We start from the raw sequence: 22,473 nt of genomic DNA on the forward strand, positions 1-22,473 counted from the left end.
CGTAGTGTGCATAAGTCCTGAGAAAATTGCCCGGAAATGCTGCATTGCACCGCCCGGCATGCGCCCGCGAGGCGCCGCCGAAGCTCAGGCGGATGCGTCGCGCGTGCTCCGGGCACGGATCGCGCGGCTGTGCCGGTGCACTTCCTCGACCAGCGCCGAAACGCTCTCTGGAGGGGTGAACTGCGAGATGCCGTGGCCGAGGTTGAAGACATGCCCCTCGCCGGCGGCAGGCGCGCCGTAGCTGTCCAGCACCTTGCGCGCCTCGGCCTGCACCTGCTCGGGCGAGGCCATCAGCGCCATCGGATCCAGGTTGCCCTGCAATGCACAACGGCCGCCCAGCGCAGCGCGCGCGCGGGCCAGGTTGACGGTCCAGTCGACGCCCACTGCGTCGCACCCGCTGGCTGCGATCTCGTCGAGCCAGAGCCCGCCGCCCTTGGTGAAGACGATGGAGGGCACCTTGACCCGGCGCGTGCCGGTGACCCGGCCGTCCGCGTCCGTTTCGGGCTCGTCGCGCTCCGTGCGCAGTTGCGCCAGCACACGGCGGGTGTAGTCGAGCGAGAACGCCTGGAAGGCGCCGTCGGCAAGCGCGCCGCCCCAGGAGTCGAAGATCATCACCGCCTGCGCGCCCGCCTCGATCTGCGCGTTCAGGTACTGGGCGACCGCCTGCGCGTTCACCTCGAGGATGCGGTGCAGCAGGTCCGGCCGCCGGTAGAGCATCGACTTGATCTGCCGGAAGTCACTGCTGCCGCCGCCCTCGACCATGTAGCAGGCAAGCGTCCAGGGGCTGCCGGAGAAGCCGATCAGCGGGACGCGCCCGCCCAGCGCGCCGCGGATGGTGCGCACCGCGTCCAGCACGTAGCGCAGCTCGGCTGTGGGATCGGGCACCGCCAGCGCGGCCACTGCCGCTTCGTCGCGCACGGTGCGCTCGAACTTCGGGCCCTCGCCGTCGGCGAAATACAGGCCCAGCCCCATGGCGTCCGGCACCGTGAGGATGTCCGAGAAGAGGATCGCTGCATCGAGCGGGAAGCGCTCCAGCGGCTGCAGCGTCACTTCGCAGGCCAGCTCGGGCGTCTTGCACAGCGCCAGGAAGCTGCCGGCGCGCTTGCGCGTGGCGTTGTACTCCGGCAGGTAGCGGCCGGCCTGGCGCATCAGCCAGACGGGCGTCCATTCGGTGGGTTCGCGCCGGAGCGCGCGCAGGAAAGTGTCGTTGGCCGGTGCGTTCACGGTGCGCATTGTACCGGTGCGGCGGGGGTCTCCAGCAGGCCGGGGATCGCGTCGGCAGGAAACACCGTGACGCCGGGGCGGGCATTGCGCATCGCCGCCGCCGCGCAACGCGCCAGTTTCTCGGAGGTGATCGCCTCCAGCGTGCGCGGCAGCATCAGCAGCTGCACGCTCAGGTAGACGCTCACGAAGCGCTCCACCAGGCTCGCACCCCGGCGCCCGGAGTTGCGCACCGGCCGCAGCACCACCAGGGAGTCCAGCGGCAGGCGGGCCAACTCCAGTTCGACCGAGTCGGCAAGACCGGTGTGGAACTTGCCGATCTGGCGCCAGGCCGCCATCGGCGCGATCAGCACCAGGCGCCGCGCGCCGCTCTCGACTGCGCGGCGCGCCACGTGGACGCAGTTGAGCTCGTCGACCTGGACGAAGGGCGCGTCGCGGCCGTAGAACGAGCGGGCCTCGGCGTCGGCCGAGTCGTTGAGGATGAGGAAGGCCGCGTCCAGCGGCGGCAGCGCCTCCATCGAGGCCAGCGTCAGCCCGCGCATCCCCATCGCCATCGGCGACGCCGCCAGCGCGATCACCGGGCGGCCGCCCACGCCGCCACGGCCCGCCTCGTCGGCGAGCACCCGGTTGAGCAGGGCCTCGCCGATCCGGCCGATCGCCCCGGCAACCAGCACCCCGGCCTGCGGCCGGACGCTGTCGGTGCGCCCGGACTGCAGGCCTTGGGCAAGTGCGTGGTTGAGGTTCACAGCACCACTTCGATCAGCGCCGGCCCTTTGCGGCCAAGGGCGTCGCGCAGCGCCTTGTCGAAGGCGCCCAGCTCGTCTACCCGCACCGCCTCCACACCCATGCCGCGGGCCAGCGCGACCCAATCGAGCGCCGGCCGGTCCAGGGTCAGCATGTCGGTGGCCCGCGGCCCCGGCGTGCCGGCGCCCACGCCGGCCAGCTCGCCGTGCAGGATCTTGTAGGAGCGGTTGGCGAAGATGACTGTGGTGACGTCCAGCCCCTCGCGGGCGATGGTCCAGAGCGCCTGCAGGGTGTACATCGCGCTGCCATCCCCCTCCAGCGCGAGGACTTTCCGGTCCGGCGCGGCGATCGCCGCACCGACCGCCACCGGCAAGCCGAAGCCGATCGCCCCGCCCATCCCGGTGAGCCAGTCGTGCGGCGCCGCACCGGCAGTGGCCGGCCCGAAGCCGCGCCCGGTGGTCACCGCCTCGTCGATCACGATGGCCTGCTCGGGCAGGCGCGCCGCGACCACCGCGGCAATGCCTTCCGGCGACAGCGGACCGGACAGTGCAGCCCCGGGAGCGGCCGCACGGGCGGGAATGCCCGCCGGCGGCGTCGAGGTGGCGCCGCAGGCATCGGCCAGCGCCGCCAGCGCGCCCTCGAGGTCCTGGTCGACGCTGGCAAGCGTGACTAGCTCCGCCCCCGGCGGCGCCAGCAGCCCGGGCTTGCCCGGATAGGCGAAGAAGCCCACCGGGCGCACCGTTCCAACCAGGACGATGCGCCGAAACGGGGCCAGCGCCTTGAGCGCTGCGTCGATGACGTAGGGCAGCCGCGGCGCAGCCACCCTGCCCGCACCGCGCGCCAGGCGGGCGGTATAGAACTCGGACATCACGGTGCAGCCGGTCTTCGCGGCGATGCGCCCCGCGAGCTCCAGCGCGTGCGGCTGCAGCGCGACGCCGCCGAGCAGCAGCAGCGTCGGCCCGTCGCCGCGCAGCGCCTGCGCCGCAGCGCGCACCGCCTCCGGCTCGGCCGGCGCGCGCCTGCGCGCCTCGGCGATCTGCGCGGCCATGCGCGCGGCCGACCCGGCCTCGGGCGCCCGGCCGACCGGATTCCACGCGGTGTCGGCCGGCAGGATCAGCGTGGCGATCCGGCCCGGCGGCGCGTTGGCCTCGAGAACTGCGCGCGCGCCGTCCGTCGCGATGTCGTCGGCGCTGCGGCTGGTGTGCACCCAGTGCGACATCGGCCGAGCCACGCCTTCGATGTCGGAGGTGAGCGGCGCGTCCAGCGCCACGTGCGCGGTGGCGTGATCGCCGACCACGTTGACGATGCCCGAGCCCGCCTTGCGCGCGTTATGCAGATTGGCGAGCCCGTTGGCCAGGCCCGGCCCGAGGTGCAGCAGCGTGCACGCCGGCTTGCCAGACATCCGGTAGTAGCCGTCGGCCGCGCCGGTGACCACGCCTTCGAACAGGCCGAGCACGCAGCGCATCCCTTCGATGCGGTCGAGGGCGGCGACGAAGTGCATCTCGGAGGTGCCCGGGTTGGTGAAGCAGACGTCGACGCCGCCGTCGAGCAGCGTGTGTACCAGACTTTCTGCGCCGTTGGCGGCTGCATCCATGGGGGAAGGCTCCATCGTGGGGCGCGCCGGGCGCGGGCGCCGGCGGCGGGTGGGATCGGGGTCCGGACGATGGTACCCGAGCCTCGGCGACAGGTGCCGGTTGTGAAAATACGGCCCTGCCCGGTCGGGCGCGAGGTTTACACTAGCGGCCCATGGAAAAGCCCCAAGCGGCCGGCTATTCGGCCTACATCGAGTTCCAGCGGGACGACTGGGCGCGTCTGCGCTCGAACACGCCGCTGACCCTCTCCGAGGACGACGTGGCGTCGATGCGGGGCGCGATCGAGGCGGTCTCGCTGCAGGACGTCATCGACATCTACCTGCCGCTGTCGCGCCTGCTGAACCTGCACTTCCGCTCGGCGCGCAGCCTCAACGGCGTGAAGGACGAGTTCCTCGGCCGGCTGGTCGGCAACCGGCCCTACGTGATTGCGATCGCGGGCAGCGTTGCGGTGGGCAAGAGCACGTTTGCGCGGATCCTGCGGGCGCTGCTGGCACGCTGGCCGGACCATCCGCGCGTCTCGCTGATCACCACTGACGGCTTCCTGCACCCCAACCGGGTGCTCGAAGAACGCGGCCTGATGGGGCGCAAGGGCTTCCCCGAGAGCTACGACCGCCGCCGGATGATCCGGTTCCTCGCCGACCTCAAGGCGGGCAAGCCCGAGGTCAGCGCGCCGGTGTACTCGCACCAGGCCTACGACATCCTGCCCGGCGAGGTCGAGGTGATCCGCCAGCCGGACATCCTGATCTTCGAGGGCCTCAACGTGCTGCAGACCGGCGCCGACGAGCCAGGCCGCACGCCCAGCATCATCATTTCCGACTTCTTCGACTTCTCCCTGTACGTGGACGCCGAGACCGCGGACATCGAGCCCTGGTATGTCGAGCGCTTCCTGCTGCTGCAGCGCACCGTGTTCCGCAATCCCTCGTCCTACTTCCATCACTACAAGGACCTGGACGAGGCCGAGGCGCGCACGGTGGCCGCGGGAATCTGGCGCGACATCAACCTGCTGAACCTCACCGAGAACATCCTGCCGACCCGCGAGCGCGCCAACGTGGTGCTGCGCAAGCGGCCAGACCATTCGGTCGGGGAGATCTGGCTCAGGCACCTCTAGGTCCTGACCCCGCCGCGGGTTCAGCCCTCGGCCGCGCCCGGTGTCGTTCCCGTCTCGGGCCAGCGCCGCCGGATGGCGACCCAGGCGACGAGCCCCACGCACATCATCCCCAGCGAGGTGATCGACAGCGCCACCGTGGAGTGCATCACCAGCGGGGCGATCACCCCGGCGACGACTCCGTTGGACGCGCTGCCGACCACCGCCTGCAGCGACGAGGCCATGCCGCGGCGCTCAGGGACGACGTCGAGCACCATCAGGGTCACCACCGGCACCATCAGCGCCCAGCCGAAGGCGAACACCGCCACCGGCAGCATCGCCCAGACGGCATGCGGCTCGAAAAGCAGGTTGGCGGCCACGTTGACGATCCCTGCCGACGCCATGATGCGGAAGCCGCGCCGGATCTGGCGGCGCGGCTCGAGCCGCCCGGCGAAGCGCCCGCTGAAATGCGCGCCGGCCATGATTCCCGCGATGTTCAGCAGGAAGAACCAGAAGAACTGCGTCGGCGCCAGCGCCAGGCTCTCGCCCAGGAAGGCTGGCGCCGACAGCACGTACAGGAACATTCCGTTGAAGGGCACGCCGCTGGCCAGCGCGAGCAGCAGGAAGCGGGGATCGGCGCCGAGCTGCAGGTAGCCGCGCATCAGATGCCGCGGATGGAAGGACTGGCGCTGGCTGGGGTGCAGGGTCTCCGGCAGGTGGCGCCAGTTGGACCACCACAGCGCGACGCCGATCAGCGCGAGGAACCAGAAGATGCCGTGCCAGTCGACGTAGACGTAGAGCCAGCCGCCGATCAGCGGCGCCACCGCTGGCGCGATGCCGAAGAAAATGGTCACCTGCGACATCATCTTCTGCGCCGCCGCGGGCGGAAACAGGTCGCGGATGACCGCCCGTGACACCACGATCCCGGCGCCAGTCGACAGCCCCTGCAAGGCGCGGAAGAACACCAGGGCCCCGATGCTGGTCGACAGCGCACAGCCGACCGAGGCCAGTGTGAACACTGCGATGCCCCACAGCACGACCGGCCGCCGGCCGATGCTGTCGGACAGGGCCCCGTGGAACAGGTTCATGAACGCGAACCCGAACAGATAGGCGGACAGCGTCTGCTGCATCTGCACCGGCGTGGCCGATAGATCGGTGGCGATCCCGGCGAAGGCCGGCAGGTAGGTGTCGATCGAAAACGGCCCCAGCATGCCAAGGGCCGCGAGCAGCACCGCGAGCGCCCAGCGGGGCCCGCGCCAGAGTCGTTCCGCGTCGGGATGCATCGGCTACGATTCTCCGGGTGAATGCGGCCGGGCCGCGGCGGCGCGTCTCTCGATCACGGCGCCCTGCGGCCGCCGCATTGAAAACGCCCGCGTTCGCGGGCGTCTTCGGGACCCGGCCATGCAAGACCGGGGGGAACCGGCGGGGCGGCCGCGAAGGCCGCCGCCGCAGCTCAATGCTTCTGGCGCAGCTTGCGCAAGGCGGCGATCTGCGCCGCCATCACCGCGAACTCCGACTGCGCCTTCGCGAAGTCGATGTCGGTCTTCGCATTGGCCATCGCCTCCTCGGCCGCCTTCTTCGCGGACTCGGCCTTGGCCTCGTCCAGGTCGTGGCCGCGGATCGCGGTGTCGGCGAGCACCGTCACGCGGTTCGGCTGCACCTCCAGGATGCCGCCCGCCACGAAGACGAACTCCTCCTCGGCCTGGCCGGCGACCTTGATGCGGACCGCGCCCGGCTTGATGCGGGTGATCAGCGGCGTGTGCCGCGGGTAGATCCCCAGCTCACCCGCTTCGCCCGGCAGCGCGACGAACTCCGCCTCGCCCTCGAAAATCGAGGCCTCTGCGCTCACCACGTCGACGAAAATCGTATTCATGTTCCCTCCGGAAGCGTGCCCGAGGTCAGGGAGCCTGGAGCGGGCGCCTCACCGGCGCCCTTCCCCCTTCTCCCTTCCCCCTTCTCCTGCCTACTGCAGCGTCTTCGCCTTCTCGAAGGCTTCCTCGATCGCGCCGACCATGTAGAAGGCCTGCTCGGGCAGCGCATCGCACTCGCCGTCGACGATCATCTTGAAGCCGCGGATGGTGTCCTTCAGCTGGACGATCTTGCCCGGCGAACCGGTGAAGACCTCGGCCACGTTGAAGGGCTGCGACAGGAAGCGCTGGATCTTCCGCGCGCGGGCCACCGCCAGCTTGTCCTCGGGCGAGAGCTCGTCCATGCCGAGAATGGCGATGATGTCGCGCAGTTCCTTGTAACGCTGCAGCGTCGACTGCACGCGGCGCGTGACCGAGTAGTGCTCCTCGCCGATCACCAGCGGGTCGAGCTGGCGCGACGTGGAGTCGAGCGGATCCACCGCCGGGTAGATGCCCAGCGACGCGATGTCGCGCGACAGCACCACCGTTGCGTCCAGGTGGGCGAAGGTGGTTGCCGGCGACGGGTCGGTCAGGTCGTCCGCGGGAACGTATACGGCCTGGATCGAGGTGATCGAGCCGACCTTGGTCGACGTGATCCGCTCCTGCAGGCGGCCCATCTCCTCGGCCAGCGTGGGCTGGTAACCCACGGCGGAGGGCATCCGGCCCAGCAGCGCCGAAACCTCGGTGCCGGCCAGCGTGTAACGGTAGATGTTGTCGATGAACAGCAGGATGTCGCGGCCTTCGTCGCGGAACTTCTCGGCCATGGTCAGGCCGGTCAGCGCGACGCGCAGGCGGTTGCCCGGGGGCTCGTTCATCTGGCCGAACACCATCGCCACCTTGTCGAGAACCTTCGACTCTTCCATCTCGTGGTAGAAGTCGTTGCCCTCGCGGGTGCGCTCGCCGACCCCGGCGAACACCGAGTAGCCGCCGTAGCTCTTCGCGATGTTGTTGATGAGCTCCATCATGTTGACGGTCTTGCCCACGCCGGCGCCGCCGAACAGGCCGATCTTGCCGCCCTTGGCGAACGGGCAGATCAGGTCGATGACCTTGATCCCGGTGGGCAGCAGCTCGACCGAAGGCGAGAGCTCGTCGAACTTGGGCGCCTTGGCGTGGATCACGCGGCGCTCGTCGGTCGCGATCGGGCCGGCATCGTCGATCGGACGGCCGAGCACGTCCATGATGCGGCCGAGCGTTGCGGTGCCGACCGGCACCGAAATGCCCGCGCCGGTGTTGCTGACGGCCATGCCGCGGCGCAGGCCGTCGGACGAGCCCATCGCGATGGTGCGGACCACGCCGTCACCCAGCTGCTGCTGCACCTCGAAGGTGAGGCCCTTTTCCGCCAGGCTGTCGCCCGCGTCGCCCAGCACCAGCGCGTCGTAAATCTTGGGCATTGCCTCGCGCGGAAACTGGATGTCGACCACCGCGCCGATGCACTGAACGATCGTCCCTTGACTCATGGTTGTGCCTTCCTGTTCCTTTTGTACCTGGTCCGGCGATCGCGTGGCTCCTGGGTGCCGCCGCGTCGCCTGAAATTCGCCTGCGCCCGCCTCAAACGGCGGCAGCGCCGCTCACGATCTCGCTGAGTTCCTTGGTGATCGCCGCCTGCCGCGCCTTGTTGTAGGACAGCTGCAGCTCGTCGATGACCTTCTTCGCGTTGTCGGAGGCGGCCTTCATCGCCACCATTCGCGCGCTCTGCTCGGATGCCATGTTCTCGGAGACCGCCTGGTAGACCAGCGCCTCCACGTAGCGCAACAGCAGATCGTCGAGCACGCTCTGCGCATCGGGCTCGTATATGTAGTCCCAGGAGTACTCGCGCGAGTCTTCCTGCAGGCGGTCGGCCGACAGCGGCAGCAGCTGCTCGATGACCGCCTCCTGCTTCATCGTGTTGATGAAGCGGGTGTAGCAGAGGAAGACCTGGTCGATCTCGCCGCGCACGTAGGCATCGAGCTGCACCTTCACCGGACCGATGAGCCTGTCCAGGTGCGGCGTGTCGCCCAGCTGCGTGAGGTGCGAAACCACCTTCGCGCCGATCCGGTTGAAGAAGCCGAAGCCCTTGTTCCCGATCGCGGTGATGCTGATGGCCTCACCCGCCTTCTCCAACTCGCGCAGCTTGATGGTGACCGCGCGCAGCAGGTTGGTGTTCAGACCGCCGCAGAGCCCCTTGTCGGTGGTGACGACGATCAGGCCTGCGGCCTTGATCGAGTCATGCTCGACGAGGAACGGGTGCTGATACTCCGGGTTCGCGCCAGCGAGGTGCGCCGCAATGTTGCGCACCTTGTCGGCATACGGGCGAGCCCGACGCATCCGTTCCTGGGCCTTGCGCATCTTGGACGCGGCGACCATCTCCATCGCCTTCGTGATCTTGCGCGTGTTCTGCACGCTCTTGATCTTCGTCCGGATTTCTTTGCTACCGGCCATGCTGGTTCCTTCCGGGCTCCGTTACGGTCGATCAGTACGCGCCGGACTTCTTGAAGTCCTTCAGCAGCTCGTGCAGCTTCTCCTGCACTTCCTTGCTGTATTTCTTGTCGCGCTCGATCTCCTCGACCAGCGACGCGTACTTCGTCTTGGCGAAGTCCTGCAGCGACTTCTCGGCCGCCAGCGCCTTGGGAACCTCGATGTCGTCGAAGTAGCCCTCGTTCGAGGCGAACAGCGTCAGCGCCATCTGCCAGACCTGAAGTGGCTGGTACTGGGCCTGTTTCATCAGCTCGGTGACCAGGCGACCACGCTCCAGCTGCTTGCGGGTGGCGTCGTCGAGGTCCGAGGCGAACTGCGCGAAGGCGGCCAGCTCGCGGTACTGGGCCAGCGCGAGACGCACGCCGCCGCCGAGCTTCTTGATGATGTCGGTCTGCGCCGCACCGCCCACTCGCGACACCGAGATGCCCGCGTTGATGGCGGGACGGATGCCGGCGTTGAACAGATCGGTCTCGAGGAAGATCTGGCCGTCCGTGATCGAGATCACGTTGGTCGGAACGAAGGCGGACACGTCGCCGGCCTGCGTCTCGATGATCGGCAGCGCGGTCAGCGAACCGGTCTTGCCCTTGACTTCGCCGTTGGTGAACTTCTCGACGTAGTCGGCGTTCACGCGCGCGGCCCGCTCGAGCAGGCGCGAGTGCAGGTAGAACACGTCGCCCGGGTAGGCTTCGCGGCCCGGCGGACGGCGCAGCAGCAGCGAGACCTGGCGATAGGCCACGGCCTGCTTGGAGAGGTCATCGTAGACGATCAGCGCATCCTCGCCGCGATCGCGGAAGTACTCGCCCATCGTGCAGCCCGAATACGCGGCGATGTACTGCATCGCGGCCGATTCGGAGGCGGTCGAAGCGACCACGATGGTGTACTCCATCGCGCCGTACTCTTCGAGCTTGCGCACCACGTTGCTCACGGTCGACGCCTTCTGGCCGATCGCGACGTAGACGCAATAGACGCCCTTGCCCTTCTGGTTGATGATCGTGTCGATCGCGACCGCGGTCTTGCCGGTCTGGCGGTCGCCGATGATCAGCTCGCGCTGGCCCCGGCCCACGGGGACCATCGCGTCGATGGACTTCAGGCCCGACTGCACCGGCTGCGACACCGACTGACGCGCAATGACGCCCGGCGCAACCTTCTCGATGACGTCTGTCATCTTGGCGTTGATCGGACCCTTGCCGTCGATCGGCTGACCCAGGGAGTTCACGACGCGGCCGATCAGCTCGGGGCCCACCGGCACCTCGAGGATGCGGCCAGTGGCCTTGACGGTGTCGCCTTCGGAGATGTGCTCGTACTCGCCGAGCACCACCGAGCCCACCGAGTCGCGCTCGAGGTTCAGCGCCAGGCCGAAGGTGTTGCCGGGGAACTCGATCATCTCGCCCTGCATCACGTCGGACAGACCGTGGACGCGGCAGATGCCATCGGTGACGGACACGACGGTGCCCTGATTGCGGGTGTCTGCTGACACCTGCAGGTTCTGAATCTTGCTCTTGAGCAGTTCGCTGATCTCTGCCGGATTGAGCTGCATGGAGACTCTCCTGGAATTCCGTTCGCGCGACGCCGGTGCGGCCTCTGCGCTATACCTTCAATGCGCTCGCGAGCTGCGCGAGCTTGCCGCGTACCGAGGTGTCGATGACCTCGTCGCCGATCCGGATCGACACGCCGCCGATGAGATCGGGGTCGATGGACACGCCGACCTTCACCTGGCGGCCGTACCTGGACTGCAGCGTGCCGGTGACTTCGGCCAGCTGAGCCTCCGACAGCGGGAACGCGGACGAGACATGCGCGTCGAGCACACCTTCATGGGCGTTGCGCAGGGCCTCGAACTGCTCTGCGATCTCGGGCAAAACCGTCATGCGCTCGTTTTCGGCGAGCACCCGGACGAAGTTGTGCTGATCCGGCAGAAGCTGACCGGCGGTGTCCGCGACCACGGACGCCACCTGGGCGACCGTCAGTCTCGGATTGCCGACCAGCTCTTGGGCCGCCTTGCTGGACGCCACGGCCGCGAGGCGACCGAGGGCGTCCGACCAGGCGGGAAGCGCGCCCGCATCGCGGGCGATCTTGAACGCCGCCTCTGCGTACGGGCGGGCAATGGTGAGCGACTCGGCCATGACCCGTTCCTAGCGCAGTTCGTTCTTCAGGTTCGACAGCAGCTCGGCGTGGCGATCCGCGTCGATCTCGCGGCGCAGGATGCGCTCCGCACCCACCACCGCGAGCTCGGCAACCTGCTCACGCAGCGCATCCTTGGCGCGCTGCGCGGCGAGGCCGGCCTCTTCCTCGGCCGACTGCTTGGCCTGGGTCACGATGCGGGCGGCTTCGGAGCGCGCCTCTTCGAGGAGCTGCGCGCCCTGGCGCTCGGCGCCGGTACGCATCTCGGCAGCCACGTCACGGGCCTTCTTCATCTCGTCCTGCACCCGGCGCTCGGCAGCGACCAGGTCGGCCTTGGCCTTGTCGGCCGCAGCCAGCCCGTCGGCGATGCGCTTGCTGCGCTCATCCAGCGCCTTGGTGATCGGCGGCCAAACGAGTTTGGCAGTGAACCACCACAGCGCGAGGAAGACGACAATCTGGACGATCAGCGTCGCATTCAGGTTCACGACGGTCCCCCTTCGTTAATGCGTTGAGCCGCCAAGGGCCGATCAGCCCTGGAAGGGGTTGGCGAAGGCGAACATCATTGCGATACCGACACCGATCAGGAACGCGGCGTCGATCAGGCCTGCAAGCAGGAACATCTTGGTCTGCAGCTTGTCCATCAGTTCGGGCTGGCGGGCCGAGGCCTCGATGTACTTGCCGCCCATCATGCCGATGCCGATACAGGCACCCAGGGCACCGAGGCTGATGATCATCCCGCAAGCGATCGCGACGAGAGCAACGTTGGTCATGATGACTCCTAGTGAACTAAGTAGTTTGAAGTGACTGGGAAAGGAAACGCAAACCGGCGACCGGCTTCAGTGCCCCTCATGCGCCTGGCCGATGTACACCAGCGTCAGCATCATGAAGATGAAGGCCTGAAGAGTGATGATCAGGATGTGGAAGATCGCCCACCCGAGGCCGGTCAGGAAGTGCAGCCCGAAGCCCCACCAGGTGGCGGTGGCGCCGAGCAGCGCAATCAGCATGAACACGAGCTCGCCGGCGAACATGTTGCCGAACAGCCGCATGCCCAGCGAGACGGTCTTGGCCGCGTATTCGATGATCTGGATCAGGAAGTTGAAGGGCGCCAGCACGAGGCTCTTGCCGAACGGCGCCGCGAACAACTCCTTCACGAAGCCGCCAGGATGCTTGATCTTGATGCCGTAGTAGATGGAGGCGCCAAGCACCACCAGCGACATCGCCAGCGTGGCGTTCAGGTCGGCAGTGGGGACGGCGCGCATGTAATGCAGGCCGAAGAACGATCCGATGTAGCCGGGCAGGTCGACCGGGATCAGGTCGATCGCGTTCATCAGGAAGATCCACACGAAGGACGTCATCGCCAGCGGCGCGATCATCCGCACGTCGCCGTGGACGATCGAGCGGGCCTGCTCATGGACGAACTCCACCAGCGACTCGACCATCGCCACCAGCCGGCTCGACGGCCCCTCGACCCGGACCTTGCGGGCAGCCGAGTAGAAGAACAGGACGGTCAGCAGGCCCATCGCGATCGACCAGAACACCGTGTCGTAGTTGACGATGGAGAAATCGACGATCTTCTTCTGCGCGCTGCCCGAACTGTTCAGGTGCGCCAGGTGATGGACGATGTATTCGGTGGGTGTAGGTGCGCTGGATCCGGCTGCCATGGCTTGTCGATCTTCGTTTCGCGTTCTTGCGTTGTTCGGTCAAACCCGTCCGTGCCCGCCCTGCTGCTGCGCCGCGCCCGGCTCCTGCCGGGAGAACCGTTCGGCAGGCCGGTGGTCACCGGTGACGAACAGCGCGAACAGCGGCGCCTTCAGCGCGACGATCAGCCCGAGGATCATCGGCAGCCACCGGACATCCGGGTTGGCGCTCACGATCCATGCCAGCAGGCCCAGCGTCAGGCCGATCTTGGCGAACTCTCCCAGGAAGAAGACCACCGGGTACGACTCCGGAGACCTTCCCTTCTGGATCGCCAGACGCAGTGCGAACAATGCGTTCGGGATGATTGCCGCCACGCCGCCCAGGACGAAGAACCAGGCACTCGTCCAGTCCGATACTCCAGCGGTGACCAGACCGAACAGGAGTACCGCAACGACTTGCAAACCGACAGATGCGAGCATTGGTTGAATCCGGCTTGGCAGTCGGCGGCAGGCAAAGACGTGCGATTCTAAGGGTTGATCCCAATGGGGGTCAAACGGTCTTATACAAGACCCCACCAGAATCAGTCGCGTAGCAACGACAGTCCCATGCGCTGGAGCAGTCCGTCGAACTGTTCGGGGCCGGAAAAATCGATCAGCAGCTGGCCCCGTCCGCGTGCCGCCTGCCGCACCTGGACCGTGGTGCCGAGCAGGTCGGAGAGATGCTCCTGCAGGCGCGCGATGTCGCGGTCCGGCGCTTCGCCGGCCCGCCGCCCGCGTCCGGCAGCAGTGCCCTCGCCGGCCGCCAGCGTGCGCGCGACCAGCTTCTCCGCCTCGCGCACCGACAGGCGCTTCTGCACCACCTGATTGGCAAGCATGATCTGCGTGGCGCGATCCACCGCCAGCAGCGCGCGCGCGTGGCCCATGTCCAGGTCGCCGGCCAGCAGCATGGTCTGCACCGGATCTGCGAGGTTGAGCAGGCGCAACAGGTTGCTCGTCGCGCTGCGCGATCGGCCGATCGCCTCGGCGGCCTGCTCGTGGGAGTAGTCGAACTCGTCGATCAGGCGCTTGACTGCCTGCGCCTGCTCGAGGGGGTTGAGGTCCTCGCGCTGGATGTTCTCGATCAGCGCCATCGCGAGCGCCTGCTGGTCGCTCACGTCGCGCACGGTCACCGGCACCTCGGAGAGGCCCGCCGCCTGCGCGGCGCGGAAGCGGCGCTCGCCGGCGATGATCTCGTAGCGCGCTGCGGCCCCGGATGCGCCCGCGAGCGGTCGCACGACGATCGGCTGCATCATCCCGTGCTGGCGGATCGATGCCGCAAGTTCCTGGAGCGCCGACTCGTCCATCCGGGTCCGCGGCTGGTAACGGCCGGGCTGCATCCGCCCGACCGGGAGCGTCAGCACCGGACCCGGCCCGTCCTGCCCAGGCGCTGGCATTGCCGGCGCATCGGCGCCGAGCAGCGCATCCAGCCCGCGGCCAAGCCCCTTCGATTTCACCTTGCTCATCGATGCGTATTCCTCGTTCAGCCGGCCACCCGGAACAGGGCGACAGGAGGTTCGTCGCCGCCGCCGGGCGTCCGGGGCACGCCCAGCACCGGGTCGACAGCCGCAGCGCCCAGCACCGGGTCGGCTGCCGCGGCGTCCTGCCCCGCGTCGGGCACGGCAGCGCCCGCATCCCCGTCGAGCCGCCGGAGCAGCTCCTCGGCGAATTCGACGTAGGCGCGCGCGCCCTTCGATGCGGGGTCGAAGACCACGCCGGGCTGGCCATAGCTCGGCGCCTCGGCCAGGCGCACGTTGCGCGGGATCACGGTCTTGAAGACCTTGTCGCCGAAGTGCTGCTCGAGCTGTGCCGACACCTGCTGCGAGAGCGTGATGCGCGGGTCGAACATCACGCGCAGCAGACCGATCACCTTGAGCTCGGTGTTGAAGTTGGCGTGGATCTTGCGGATCGTGTTGACCAGGTCCGACAGGCCCTCGAGCGCGTAGTACTCGCACTGCATGGGGATGATCACGCCGTGCGCGGCGCAGAAGCCGTTGAGCGTGAGCAGTGAAAGCGCCGGGGGGCAGTCGACCAGGATGACGTCGTACTGGTCGTCGACCGCGGCCAGCGCGTCCTTCAGGCGCGTCTCGCGTTCCTCGAAATCGACGAGTTCGAGCTCGGCGCCCGCGAGCTCGCGGTTGGCCGGCAGCACCGTGTACCCGCCATCTGGCGAGGGCTGAGCCGCCTCGACCACGTCGCACAGCCCGATCAGCACGTGGTAGACCGAGCGCGACAGGCCGCGCTTGTCGATGCCGCTGCCCATGGTCGCATTGCCCTGCGGGTCGAGGTCGACCAGCAGCGTGCGCCGGCCCAGGCGCGCCAGGGCGGCAGCGAGATTGACGGAGGTCGTGGTCTTGCCCACGCCCCCCTTCTGGTTTGCGACGACGAAAATGCGGGCCATCGAATGCTCGGTGGGGGTTCAGGCGGCCGGCGAGGCCGCTTCGATCAGCAGGACGTGCCGCTGGGCGTCGAGCTGCGGCACCCGCAGTGTATAGGCCGGTCCGGGGCGCACCGTGGCGGGCAGCGCGGCGAGCTCGTCGGCGGGCCATTGCCCCTTCATCGCCGCCCAGACGCCCTGCGGCGCGCGCAGATGGGCGGTGAGCCCGACGAACTGCGCGAGCGAGGAGAAGGCCCGCGAGACGATCAGCGTGGCGGGCGGCAGGTCGCGCGGCGCGCGCAGCTCCTCCACCCGCGCGTGGTGGGCGCTGAGATTGGCGAGCCCCAGTTCCGCACGGACCTGCGTGACGAAGGCCGCCTTCTTGCCGACCGTGTCCACGCAGTGCACTTCGATCCCCGGCAGGCAGATGGCGAGAACCACGCCCGGCAGGCCCCCGCCCGAGCCCACGTCGAGCACCACCGCGCCGTCGGCGAGGTGATCCTGCGGGCTGCGCAGCACGGGAATGATCGCGAGGCAGTCGAACAGGTGCTGCACCAGCATCGCGCCGGGGTCGCGCACCGCGGTCAGGTTGTAGACCCCGTTCCACTTGCGCAGCAGGGCGCAGTAGTCGAGCAGCCTGCGCTGCTGGAGCTCGTCGATCGTCAGGCCCAGTTCGGTGCAGGCATGCGCCAGCGCGCGCGACTCGGCAGCGGGATCGGGCGCGGCTGCGGACGGCCTGGCGCGCGCTGCATCCTGAGTTCGCGCCGCCCCCGGGGATCTCCCCTTCCCCGCCCCGCCGGCCGCAGGGGGCCTGCCGCCGCGCTGCGGCGGCATCAGGCCGCCTGCGCGTCGAGGCGCCGCTTCTTCAGGTAGACGAGCAGCAGCGAGATGGCCGCCGGCGTGACCCCGGAGATGCGGGATGCCAGGCCCACAGTCTCGGGACGTTGCGCGACCAGCTTCGCCCTGACCTCGTTGGAAAGCCCCTGCACCCGCGCGTAGTCGAAATCCGCCGGAATCGGCAGGTGCTCGTTGTGCTCCTGCCTCGCTACTTCCGCCCGCTGGCGGGCGATGTAGCCGGCGTACTTGCTCTGGATCTCGAGCTGCTCGACGGCCTGCTCGCAGCGCAGCGCATCCAGGCCGAGCTCGTCCGCGCGCTCCGCGATGCCGGGCCCGGCAAGCTCCATCAGCGCCGCGTAGCGCACTTCGGGCCGGCGCAGCAGTTCCGCAAGGGTGTGGTCCCGCTCGATGGGCTGGCCGATCAGCTGCACTGCGCGCTCCGGAGGCAGACTGACTGGATTGACGGAGATGGACGACAATCGCTTCATTTCGGCGTCGATGGCGTCGCGTTTGCGACAGAACACATCCCAGCGGGCATCACTGACGCAGCCGAGCTCGCGCCCGATCGCAGTCAGGCGCAGATCGGCATTGTCCTCGCGCAGGCTGAGCCGATATTCGGCGCGACTGGTGAACATCCGATAGGGATCGGTCACGCCGCGCGTGATCAGGTCGTCGACCAGAACGCCCAGGTAGGCCTCGTCGCGCCGCGGACACCAGGGCTCCCTGCCCTGCACCTGCAGCGCCGCGTTGATGCCGGCGAGCAGCCCCTGGGCTGCCGCCTCCTCGTAGCCGGTGGTGCCGTTGATCTGGCCCGCGAAGAACAGCCCGGGGATCTGCTGGGTCTCGAGCGAGCGACGCAGCGCGCGCGGATCGAAGAAGTCGTACTCGATCGCGTAGCCGGGCCGCAGGATGTGGGCACGCTCCAGGCCGGCGATCGAGTGGACGAGCTCGAGCTGCACGTCGAAGGGCAGGCTGGTGGAGATGCCGTTCGGATAGAACTCGTGCGTGGCCAGCCCCTCGGGCTCCAGGAAGACCTGGTGGGATTCCTTGTCCGCGAAGCGATGGATCTTGTCCTCGACCGACGGGCAGTAGCGCGGCCCTACGCCTTCAATGACCCCGGTGTACATCGGGCTGCGATCAAGCCCGCCGCGGATGATCTCGTGGGTGCGGGTATTGGTGTGCGTGACCCAGCAGGGCAGCTGTCGCGGATGCGCGTCCGGACGCCCCAGGAAGGAGAACACCGGCACCGGGTCGAGGTCACCGGGCTGCTCGTCACAGCGGGAGAAATCGATGCTGCGGCCATCGATGCGCGGCGGCGTGCCGGTTTTCAGGCGTCCCTGCGGCAGCTTCAGCTCGCGCAGCCGCGCCGCCAGCGAGATCGAAGGCGGGTCGCCCGCGCGGCCGGCCGGATGGTTGGCGAGCCCGACGTGCACCAGCCCGTTCAGGAAAGTGCCGGCGGTGAGGATGACCGTACGACCCCGGAAGCGAAGCCCCAGCTGGGTGACCGCACCGGCGACACGACCGCCCTCCAGAATGAGGTCATCCACCGCCTGCTGGAACAGCCACAGGTTGGACTGGTTCTCGATGCGCCGTCGGATGGCGTGCCGATAGAGCATGCGGTCCGCCTGGGCGCGGGTGGCGCGCACCGCGGGCCCCTTGCTGGAGTTCAGGATGCGGAACTGAATGCCCGCCTCGTCGGTGGCTTCCGCCATCGCGCCGCCGAGCGCGTCGATCTCCTTGACCAGGTGTCCCTTGCCGATTCCGCCGATCGACGGATTGCAGGACATCTGACCCAGGGTCTCGATGCTGTGCGTGAGCAGGAGCGTGCGCGCGCCCATCCGCGCCGCGGCGAGCGCGGCTTCGGTGCCGGCGTGACCGCCGCCAACGACGATGACGTCGAATTCGTCCGGATAGTTCATGCTGAGGGGGCGAGTACCGCACGGGGAGATCGCGGATTATATAAGCCCCTGCCCGCAGTGGCGCGCCCGGCCCTTCGTCCTTCCGGGTCGGCACGATGGAGGGGGGCGGTTTCGTATCCCGTTGGAGCGCCGTCGCTCCGGAGCGAGCCATGATTGCTGACGAGCAGAATTGATGGATGTTCCACGTGAAACATCAACCCAGACGATGACCGCACTCTCCGGCCTCCTGCTCGAACACTACCCCTGCCTTGCCGACATTCCCCAAGCACGACTGGCGGTCGATCTCGCGAGCGCAATCGTCGTGTCGGTGCCAGAGCGCACAACCCTGTTTCGGGAGACCGAACCCTGCGCAGGCTTCCCTTTCGTCCTCGACGGACAGGTGAAGGTTGCCCGCGCCTCAGCCGACGGCCGCGAGCTGGAGCTCTACCGGGTACACCCGGGCGAGATCTGCGTCGTCTCGACCGGCTGCCTGCTGGGAGGCACGCCGATGAGCGCCCACGGGGTGGCGGTGACCGGCACCCGCCTCGTGATGATCGACCGCACCACCCTGCTCGGCTGGACGGACTTCCCCTCGATGCGGATCTTCCTACTCGGTCTGATGGCCGACCGGATGGCGGAACTGATGGCTCTCGTCGAGGCGGTTGCATTCCAGCGCCTCGATCAGCGACTTGCCCACGCGCTGCTCGGTCACGGCAAGCTGATCCGCGCGACGCACCAGCAACTTGCAGACGAGCTCGGCACCGCACGAGAAATGGTCTCGCGACTGCTCAAGCGACTGGAAGACCAGGGCATCCTGCGCCTTGGACGCGAGCAGGTGGAAATTCTGGACCTGATCCGGCTAAAGTCGCTCGCAAGACAGGACTGACGTTGCGGCCCTGCGCAGCCCACCGGTTGCCTTTGGGCCGCTCCCAGCTTTGTAACCGCAGTCACAGACCTGACGCCACCTGCAGGGGAGACTACGGCCACCCGTAGTCAGACACAATCAGCCAAAAGGAAAGCAGATGAAGACCAATGTAGGTGGACTCGACAGGATGCTCCGGATCGCCGTCGGAGTCGTGCTCATCGCTCTTGCGCTGACCGGGACGATCGGCGCCTGGGGATGGATCGGCATTGTGCCGCTGCTCACGGGACTTTTCCGCAGCTGCCCGCTGTACTCGATCTTCGGATGGAACACCTGCGGGATGCAGGGTAAGAGCTCCAGCTGACACTGAGGCGGCCTGCCGGCGCGGACCCGCGCACTCAGCGGGTCGTCAATCCTGACAGGTTCGCCAGATCGCCCTCGCCTCCGGCACTCCGGCACTCCGGCACTCCGGCACTCCGGCACTCCGACACCCGGGATCGGAACCCTCGGAACCTCTGCGCGCACAGCACTGCACGCCCCTGGTCCCCGCTGCGCCCAGTGCTCATGAGCTCTGAAGGAGCCCCCCAGCACGCCCTCGCGCGGCGCGTCCGAAAGCACGCGCCAGGTCAGGCAACTCCGCTCGCGGGCCAAGCCCCCTCCGCAAAGCCAGGCGTCCAGGACACACCGCACTCAGGCCGCGCACCTTCAGGCAGTCCGCTCGAGCAGCCCCCGAACCAGAGCCGCAATGGCCAGCGATGAAGTGAGCCCGGGAGACTCGATCCCGAACAGGTTGACGAGGCCAGGCAACCCATGTTCCTCCGGTCCGGAGATGATGAAATCCCGGCTGCCCTCTTCCGGGCCTGCGATCTTTGGCCTAATCCCGGCATAGGCCGGCTGCAGGACTCCGGCGGGCAATCCCGGCCAGTAGCGCCGGATCTCTTCCTCGAAGCGGATGCCGCGCTGCGGGTCGACCTCGTAGTCCTCCGTGGAGACCCACTCGACATCGGGACCAAAGCGCCCCTGCCCAGCGAGATCCAGGGTCAGATGCACTCCCAAGCCCGCCTCGTTCGGAACCGGATAGACCAGTCGGCTGAAGGGGCAGCGCCCTTGAAGCGTGAAGTAGCTGCCCTTGGCAAGCCACGCAGTCGGAAGGCTCTCCACGGCAAGGCCTTCGATCTTTCGTGCCAGCGCCACGGCGCCCAGCCCAGCGCTGTTCACCAGTTCGCGACACTGAAGCACCATGGTCTCGCCGTCGGCCTCGATCGACACGCCCAAGCCGTCCGCGCCATGCCCAACACCGAGCACCCGGCTCCGGCAGGAAAGCACCGCACCGTGGTCCTCGGCGGCGCCAAGCAGCGACAGCATCAGGGAGTGACTGTCGACGATGCCGGTTGACGGCGAATGGAGCGCCAGCTCGCAGGCGATCGCGGATTCCAGTGCATGCGCCTGCGTCGCATTCAGCCAGGCCAGATCTTCGACGCCCGCTCGAGCGGCGCGCTCGGCAATCCCCTCGAGGGCCGGTGCCTGGTCGGCGGATGTGGCGACGATCAGCTTGCCGCAGCGCCGATGAGCCACGCCTCGGGCCTCGCACCATTCGTACAGCCGTTGGCGCCCTTCAACGCAGAGCTGAGCTTTCAGCGATCCCGGCTCGTAGTACAGGCCTGCATGGATCACCTCGCTGTTGCGCGAGCTGATGCCGGAGCCGAACCGGTCGGCCGCCTCCAGGATGAGCACCTCGCGCCCGGTCCGAGCCATTTCCTGCGCGATCGCCAGCCCGACGATCCCGGCGCCCACCACCACTGTTTGAACGCTCTGCATCCGAACCTCGTCAATGACGCCAGGACTTCGGGCTCGCCGGGGTATCAGCATCCCTCTCTGCTCGGCGCCTCTTTCCATTGTTTCACGTGAAACACGCGGCGACGATCAAGCGGATTGCAAGGCAACGCACCCCCCACAACTGGCCGTCGCCTCGCCTCTGCTTCCGTGCTCGTGTTTCACGTGAAACAACGCCCGCCCAGCATGTTCCACGTGAAACACCGCCAACCGCCGCATCAACGCGACAGCGTCAGCGCCGGCGGTCCGCCAGGATCATCTCCGCGGCGCGCTCCGCAATCATCAGCGTGGGTGAGTTCGTGTTGCCGGAGGTGATGGTCGGCATGATCGATGCATCCGCGATCCTCAATCCTGGCACGCGATGACAACGCAGCTGCGCGTCCACGACCGACGCAGGATCCCCCACCGGCCCCATGCGACAGGTGCCCACCGGGTGGAAAATGGTCGTTCCCACGTCCCCCGCAGCCTGCGCCAACTCATCTTCCGTCTGCAGCCCCGCCCCGGGCAGGTATTCCTCCGGGCCGTAGCCGCGCAGCGCCGGCGCAGCGACGATCTGGCGCGTCAGCCGGATCGCCGCCGCCGCCACGCGCCGGTCCTCTTCGGTCGTCAGGTAGTTCGGGCGAATCAGCGGCGCCTGGCCCGGATCCGGTGATCGCACGTGAATGCTGCCCCGCGAGCTCGGCCGCAGATTGCAGACGGACGCGGTGAACGCGGGGAACCGGTGCAAGGGCTCGCCAAACCGATCCAGCGACAGCGGCTGGACGTGATACTCCAGGTTCGCGCTGCCCTGCCCGTCGTCGGACTTGGCGAACGCTCCCAGCTGGCTGGGCGACATCGCCATTGGCCCCCGCCTGAACAGCAGGTACTCGAGCCCCATTCCGGCCTTGCCGAGTAAAGTGCTCGCCTGCTGGTTCAGCGTGACCGCGTTGCTCACCTTGTAGATGGTGCGCAGCTGCAGGTGGTCCTGCAGGTTTTCCCCCACCCCCGGCAGATCGACCCTGGGCGCAATGCCTGCGGCCAGCAGCCTGGCGGGATCGCCGATGCCGGAGAGCTCCAGCAGTTGCGGCGTGCCGACCGCCCCTGCCGCCATCACCACCTCGGCAGCAGCCCGCGCGACGCGCGGTGCGCCGCCGGGCCCGCCGATCCGGTAGTCCACGCCATCGATGCGCCCGGAGCCATCGTCGCGGAAGCGCAGACCGACCACGTGCGCGCCGCTGACCACCCGCAGGTTGACGCGTGACGCCGCCGGCCGGAGGAAGGCCTTGGAGGCATTCCAGCGCACCCCCTTTCGCTGGTTCACCTCGAAGTAGCCGCAGCCGAGGTTGTCGCCCCGGTTGAAGTCCTCGGTGGACGGGATGCCGACCTGGGCCGCCGCCTCCCGGAACGCGTCCAGCAGATCCCAGCGGATTCGCTGGCGCTCCACCCGCCACTCGCCGCCGCTTCGGTGCAGCGGATCGCTGCCGCCGCCATCGAGCGAATGATGGCTCTCGTGCTTGAGGAAATAGGGCAGGACCTCGTCCCAGCCCCACCCGGCGTTGCCCAGTGCGGCCCACTCGTCGTAGTCGCGGCGCTGGCCGCGCATGTAGATCATGCCGTTGATCGACGAGCATCCTCCGAGCACCTTGCCCCGCGGATACTTGATCGCGCGCCCGTTCAGGCCGGCCTCGGGCTCGGTCTGGTAGAGCCAGTCGGTACGCGGATTCCCGATGCAGTAGAGGTAGCCGACCGGGATGTGGATCCAGAGGTAGTCGTCGCGCCCGCCCGCCTCGAGCAGCAGCACGCGGATCGAAGGGTCGGCGGACAGGCGGTTGGCGAGCAGGCAGCCCGCCGTTCCCGCACCGACGACGATGTAGTCGAACTGCTCCATCGGGGC

The 22,473-nt window shown here is 68.2% G+C and carries 21 protein-coding genes and 1 pseudogene; 3 read left to right on the forward strand and 19 right to left on the reverse strand.

What is annotated here, in order from left to right; translation table 11 throughout:
- Nucleotides 1-84: 84 nt before the first annotated feature.
- Genes hemE through HNQ70_RS13220 form a run of 3 tightly spaced genes read right to left on the reverse strand, consistent with a single transcriptional unit; the run spans nt 85 to nt 3,559 of the window.
- Nucleotides 85-1,233 carry a uroporphyrinogen decarboxylase gene (gene hemE, locus HNQ70_RS13210; protein ID WP_183968345.1) on the reverse strand — a complete coding sequence of 383 codons (1,149 nt, stop codon included), beginning with the start codon at nt 1,231-1,233 and terminating at the stop codon, nt 85-87.
- Nucleotides 1,221-1,967, reverse strand: coding sequence for a Rossmann-fold NAD(P)-binding domain-containing protein (locus tag HNQ70_RS13215; protein ID WP_183968347.1), 747 nt, complete (start codon nt 1,965-1,967; stop codon nt 1,221-1,223). The genes hemE and HNQ70_RS13215 overlap by 13 nt, the downstream gene beginning before the upstream one ends.
- Nucleotides 1,964-3,559, reverse strand: coding sequence for an acetolactate synthase large subunit (locus tag HNQ70_RS13220; protein WP_183968349.1), 1,596 nt, complete (start codon nt 3,557-3,559; stop codon nt 1,964-1,966). Before HNQ70_RS13220 ends, HNQ70_RS13215 begins: the two co-directional genes overlap by 4 nt.
- A gap of 152 nt (nt 3,560-3,711) precedes the next feature.
- On the opposite strand from HNQ70_RS13220, the gene coaA reads away from it, so the two are divergent.
- Nucleotides 3,712-4,665 (forward strand): type I pantothenate kinase, encoded by a 954-nt coding sequence (gene coaA, locus HNQ70_RS13225; RefSeq protein ID WP_183968351.1) that lies wholly within the window; start codon nt 3,712-3,714, stop codon nt 4,663-4,665.
- A gap of 20 nt (nt 4,666-4,685) precedes the next feature.
- Here the strand turns inward: coaA and HNQ70_RS13230 are convergent, their stop codons facing one another.
- The 14 genes and pseudogenes from HNQ70_RS13230 to mnmG all read right to left on the reverse strand — a co-directional run bounded on the left by HNQ70_RS13230 (nt 4,686) and on the right by mnmG (nt 17,926).
- Nucleotides 4,686-5,924: a multidrug effflux MFS transporter gene (locus HNQ70_RS13230; protein WP_183968353.1), complete on the reverse strand. Its 1,239-nt coding sequence runs from the start codon at nt 5,922-5,924 to the stop codon at nt 4,686-4,688.
- A 170-nt stretch (nt 5,925-6,094) separates the two neighbouring features.
- A complete protein-coding gene (locus HNQ70_RS13235) occupies nt 6,095-6,514 on the reverse strand; it encodes a F0F1 ATP synthase subunit epsilon (RefSeq protein ID WP_183968355.1) in 420 nt (139 codons plus the stop codon).
- Between the two features lie 90 nt (nt 6,515-6,604).
- Nucleotides 6,605-8,005 carry a F0F1 ATP synthase subunit beta gene (atpD, locus tag HNQ70_RS13240; RefSeq protein WP_183968357.1) on the reverse strand — a complete coding sequence of 467 codons (1,401 nt, stop codon included), beginning with the start codon at nt 8,003-8,005 and terminating at the stop codon, nt 6,605-6,607.
- Nucleotides 8,006-8,096: 91 nt separating this feature from the next.
- A complete protein-coding gene (gene atpG, locus HNQ70_RS13245; RefSeq protein WP_183968359.1) occupies nt 8,097-8,966 on the reverse strand; it encodes a F0F1 ATP synthase subunit gamma in 870 nt (289 codons plus the stop codon).
- Between the two features lie 31 nt (nt 8,967-8,997).
- Nucleotides 8,998-10,539: a F0F1 ATP synthase subunit alpha gene (gene atpA, locus HNQ70_RS13250; RefSeq protein ID WP_183968361.1), complete on the reverse strand. Its 1,542-nt coding sequence runs from the start codon at nt 10,537-10,539 to the stop codon at nt 8,998-9,000.
- Between the two features lie 49 nt (nt 10,540-10,588).
- The gene (locus HNQ70_RS13255) at nt 10,589-11,122 is read right to left on the reverse strand and encodes a F0F1 ATP synthase subunit delta (RefSeq protein ID WP_183968363.1); all 534 of its coding nucleotides are present in this window, start codon (nt 11,120-11,122) and stop codon (nt 10,589-10,591) included.
- 9 nt (nt 11,123-11,131) lie between these two features.
- Nucleotides 11,132-11,605 carry a F0F1 ATP synthase subunit B gene (locus HNQ70_RS13260; RefSeq protein WP_183968365.1) on the reverse strand — a complete coding sequence of 158 codons (474 nt, stop codon included), beginning with the start codon at nt 11,603-11,605 and terminating at the stop codon, nt 11,132-11,134.
- Between the two features lie 42 nt (nt 11,606-11,647).
- A complete protein-coding gene (gene atpE, locus HNQ70_RS13265; protein ID WP_183968367.1) occupies nt 11,648-11,890 on the reverse strand; it encodes a F0F1 ATP synthase subunit C in 243 nt (80 codons plus the stop codon).
- Nucleotides 11,891-11,956: 66 nt separating this feature from the next.
- The gene (atpB, locus tag HNQ70_RS13270; protein ID WP_183968369.1) at nt 11,957-12,781 is read right to left on the reverse strand and encodes a F0F1 ATP synthase subunit A; all 825 of its coding nucleotides are present in this window, start codon (nt 12,779-12,781) and stop codon (nt 11,957-11,959) included.
- Nucleotides 12,782-12,820: 39 nt separating this feature from the next.
- The gene (locus HNQ70_RS13275; protein ID WP_183968371.1) at nt 12,821-13,237 is read right to left on the reverse strand and encodes an ATP synthase subunit I; all 417 of its coding nucleotides are present in this window, start codon (nt 13,235-13,237) and stop codon (nt 12,821-12,823) included.
- 101 nt (nt 13,238-13,338) lie between these two features.
- Nucleotides 13,339-14,259 carry a ParB/RepB/Spo0J family partition protein gene (locus tag HNQ70_RS13280; RefSeq protein ID WP_183968373.1) on the reverse strand — a complete coding sequence of 307 codons (921 nt, stop codon included), beginning with the start codon at nt 14,257-14,259 and terminating at the stop codon, nt 13,339-13,341.
- Nucleotides 14,260-14,435: 176 nt separating this feature from the next.
- Nucleotides 14,436-15,194 (reverse strand): annotated as a pseudogene (locus HNQ70_RS13285) (ParA family protein); the annotation flags it as partial.
- Nucleotides 15,195-15,212: 18 nt separating this feature from the next.
- On the reverse strand, nt 15,213-16,004 hold the full coding sequence (gene rsmG / locus HNQ70_RS13290; protein ID WP_183968377.1) for a 16S rRNA (guanine(527)-N(7))-methyltransferase RsmG: 792 nt from the start codon (nt 16,002-16,004) through the stop codon (nt 15,213-15,215).
- Entirely contained in the window at nt 16,004-17,926 is a 1,923-nt protein-coding gene (gene mnmG / locus HNQ70_RS13295) for a tRNA uridine-5-carboxymethylaminomethyl(34) synthesis enzyme MnmG (protein ID WP_183968378.1), read from the reverse strand. Before mnmG ends, rsmG begins: the two co-directional genes overlap by 1 nt.
- Nucleotides 17,927-18,131: 205 nt before the next feature.
- Here mnmG and HNQ70_RS13300 point away from each other — a divergent pair, with 205 nt between their 5' ends.
- The gene (locus HNQ70_RS13300; protein WP_183968380.1) at nt 18,132-18,791 is read left to right on the forward strand and encodes a Crp/Fnr family transcriptional regulator; all 660 of its coding nucleotides are present in this window, start codon (nt 18,132-18,134) and stop codon (nt 18,789-18,791) included.
- 136 nt (nt 18,792-18,927) lie between these two features.
- On the forward strand, nt 18,928-19,131 hold the full coding sequence (locus HNQ70_RS13305) for a YgaP family membrane protein (protein WP_183968382.1): 204 nt from the start codon (nt 18,928-18,930) through the stop codon (nt 19,129-19,131).
- A gap of 341 nt (nt 19,132-19,472) precedes the next feature.
- On the opposite strand, the gene HNQ70_RS13310 is transcribed toward HNQ70_RS13305, so the two are convergent.
- Nucleotides 19,473-20,585 carry an NAD(P)/FAD-dependent oxidoreductase gene (locus HNQ70_RS13310; RefSeq protein ID WP_183968384.1) on the reverse strand — a complete coding sequence of 371 codons (1,113 nt, stop codon included), beginning with the start codon at nt 20,583-20,585 and terminating at the stop codon, nt 19,473-19,475.
- A 247-nt stretch (nt 20,586-20,832) separates the two neighbouring features.
- The gene (locus HNQ70_RS13315; protein WP_183968385.1) at nt 20,833-22,467 is read right to left on the reverse strand and encodes a GMC family oxidoreductase; all 1,635 of its coding nucleotides are present in this window, start codon (nt 22,465-22,467) and stop codon (nt 20,833-20,835) included.
- Nucleotides 22,468-22,473 lie beyond the last annotated feature (6 nt).

It is taken from the genome of Quisquiliibacterium transsilvanicum, assembly GCF_014202215.1.
In the GTDB taxonomy this organism is placed as follows: Bacteria; Pseudomonadota; Gammaproteobacteria; order Burkholderiales; family Burkholderiaceae_E; genus Quisquiliibacterium; species Quisquiliibacterium transsilvanicum.

Coding starts and splice junctions, on each gene's coding strand:
- atpE (WP_183968367.1), bottom strand. CDS start 11,890: ATGACCAACGTTGCTCTCGTCGCGATCGCTTGCGGGATGATCATCAGC.
- hemE (WP_183968345.1), bottom strand. CDS start 1,233: ATGCGCACCGTGAACGCACCGGCCAACGACACTTTCCTGCGCGCGCTC.
- HNQ70_RS13300 (WP_183968380.1), top strand. CDS start 18,132: ATGACCGCACTCTCCGGCCTCCTGCTCGAACACTACCCCTGCCTTGCC.
- HNQ70_RS13310 (WP_183968384.1), bottom strand. CDS start 20,585: ATGCAGAGCGTTCAAACAGTGGTGGTGGGCGCCGGGATCGTCGGGCTG.
- atpA (WP_183968361.1), bottom strand. CDS start 10,539: ATGCAGCTCAATCCGGCAGAGATCAGCGAACTGCTCAAGAGCAAGATT.
- HNQ70_RS13305 (WP_183968382.1), top strand. CDS start 18,928: ATGAAGACCAATGTAGGTGGACTCGACAGGATGCTCCGGATCGCCGTC.
- HNQ70_RS13230 (WP_183968353.1), bottom strand. CDS start 5,924: ATGCATCCCGACGCGGAACGACTCTGGCGCGGGCCCCGCTGGGCGCTC.
- atpD (WP_183968357.1), bottom strand. CDS start 8,005: ATGAGTCAAGGGACGATCGTTCAGTGCATCGGCGCGGTGGTCGACATC.
- atpG (WP_183968359.1), bottom strand. CDS start 8,966: ATGGCCGGTAGCAAAGAAATCCGGACGAAGATCAAGAGCGTGCAGAAC.
- HNQ70_RS13315 (WP_183968385.1), bottom strand. CDS start 22,467: ATGGAGCAGTTCGACTACATCGTCGTCGGTGCGGGAACGGCGGGCTGC.
- HNQ70_RS13280 (WP_183968373.1), bottom strand. CDS start 14,259: ATGAGCAAGGTGAAATCGAAGGGGCTTGGCCGCGGGCTGGATGCGCTG.
- coaA (WP_183968351.1), top strand. CDS start 3,712: ATGGAAAAGCCCCAAGCGGCCGGCTATTCGGCCTACATCGAGTTCCAG.
- rsmG (WP_183968377.1), bottom strand. CDS start 16,004: ATGCCGCCGCAGCGCGGCGGCAGGCCCCCTGCGGCCGGCGGGGCGGGG.
- atpB (WP_183968369.1), bottom strand. CDS start 12,781: ATGGCAGCCGGATCCAGCGCACCTACACCCACCGAATACATCGTCCAT.
- HNQ70_RS13220 (WP_183968349.1), bottom strand. CDS start 3,559: ATGGATGCAGCCGCCAACGGCGCAGAAAGTCTGGTACACACGCTGCTC.
- HNQ70_RS13235 (WP_183968355.1), bottom strand. CDS start 6,514: ATGAATACGATTTTCGTCGACGTGGTGAGCGCAGAGGCCTCGATTTTC.
- HNQ70_RS13255 (WP_183968363.1), bottom strand. CDS start 11,122: ATGGCCGAGTCGCTCACCATTGCCCGCCCGTACGCAGAGGCGGCGTTC.
- HNQ70_RS13275 (WP_183968371.1), bottom strand. CDS start 13,237: ATGCTCGCATCTGTCGGTTTGCAAGTCGTTGCGGTACTCCTGTTCGGT.
- mnmG (WP_183968378.1), bottom strand. CDS start 17,926: ATGAACTATCCGGACGAATTCGACGTCATCGTCGTTGGCGGCGGTCAC.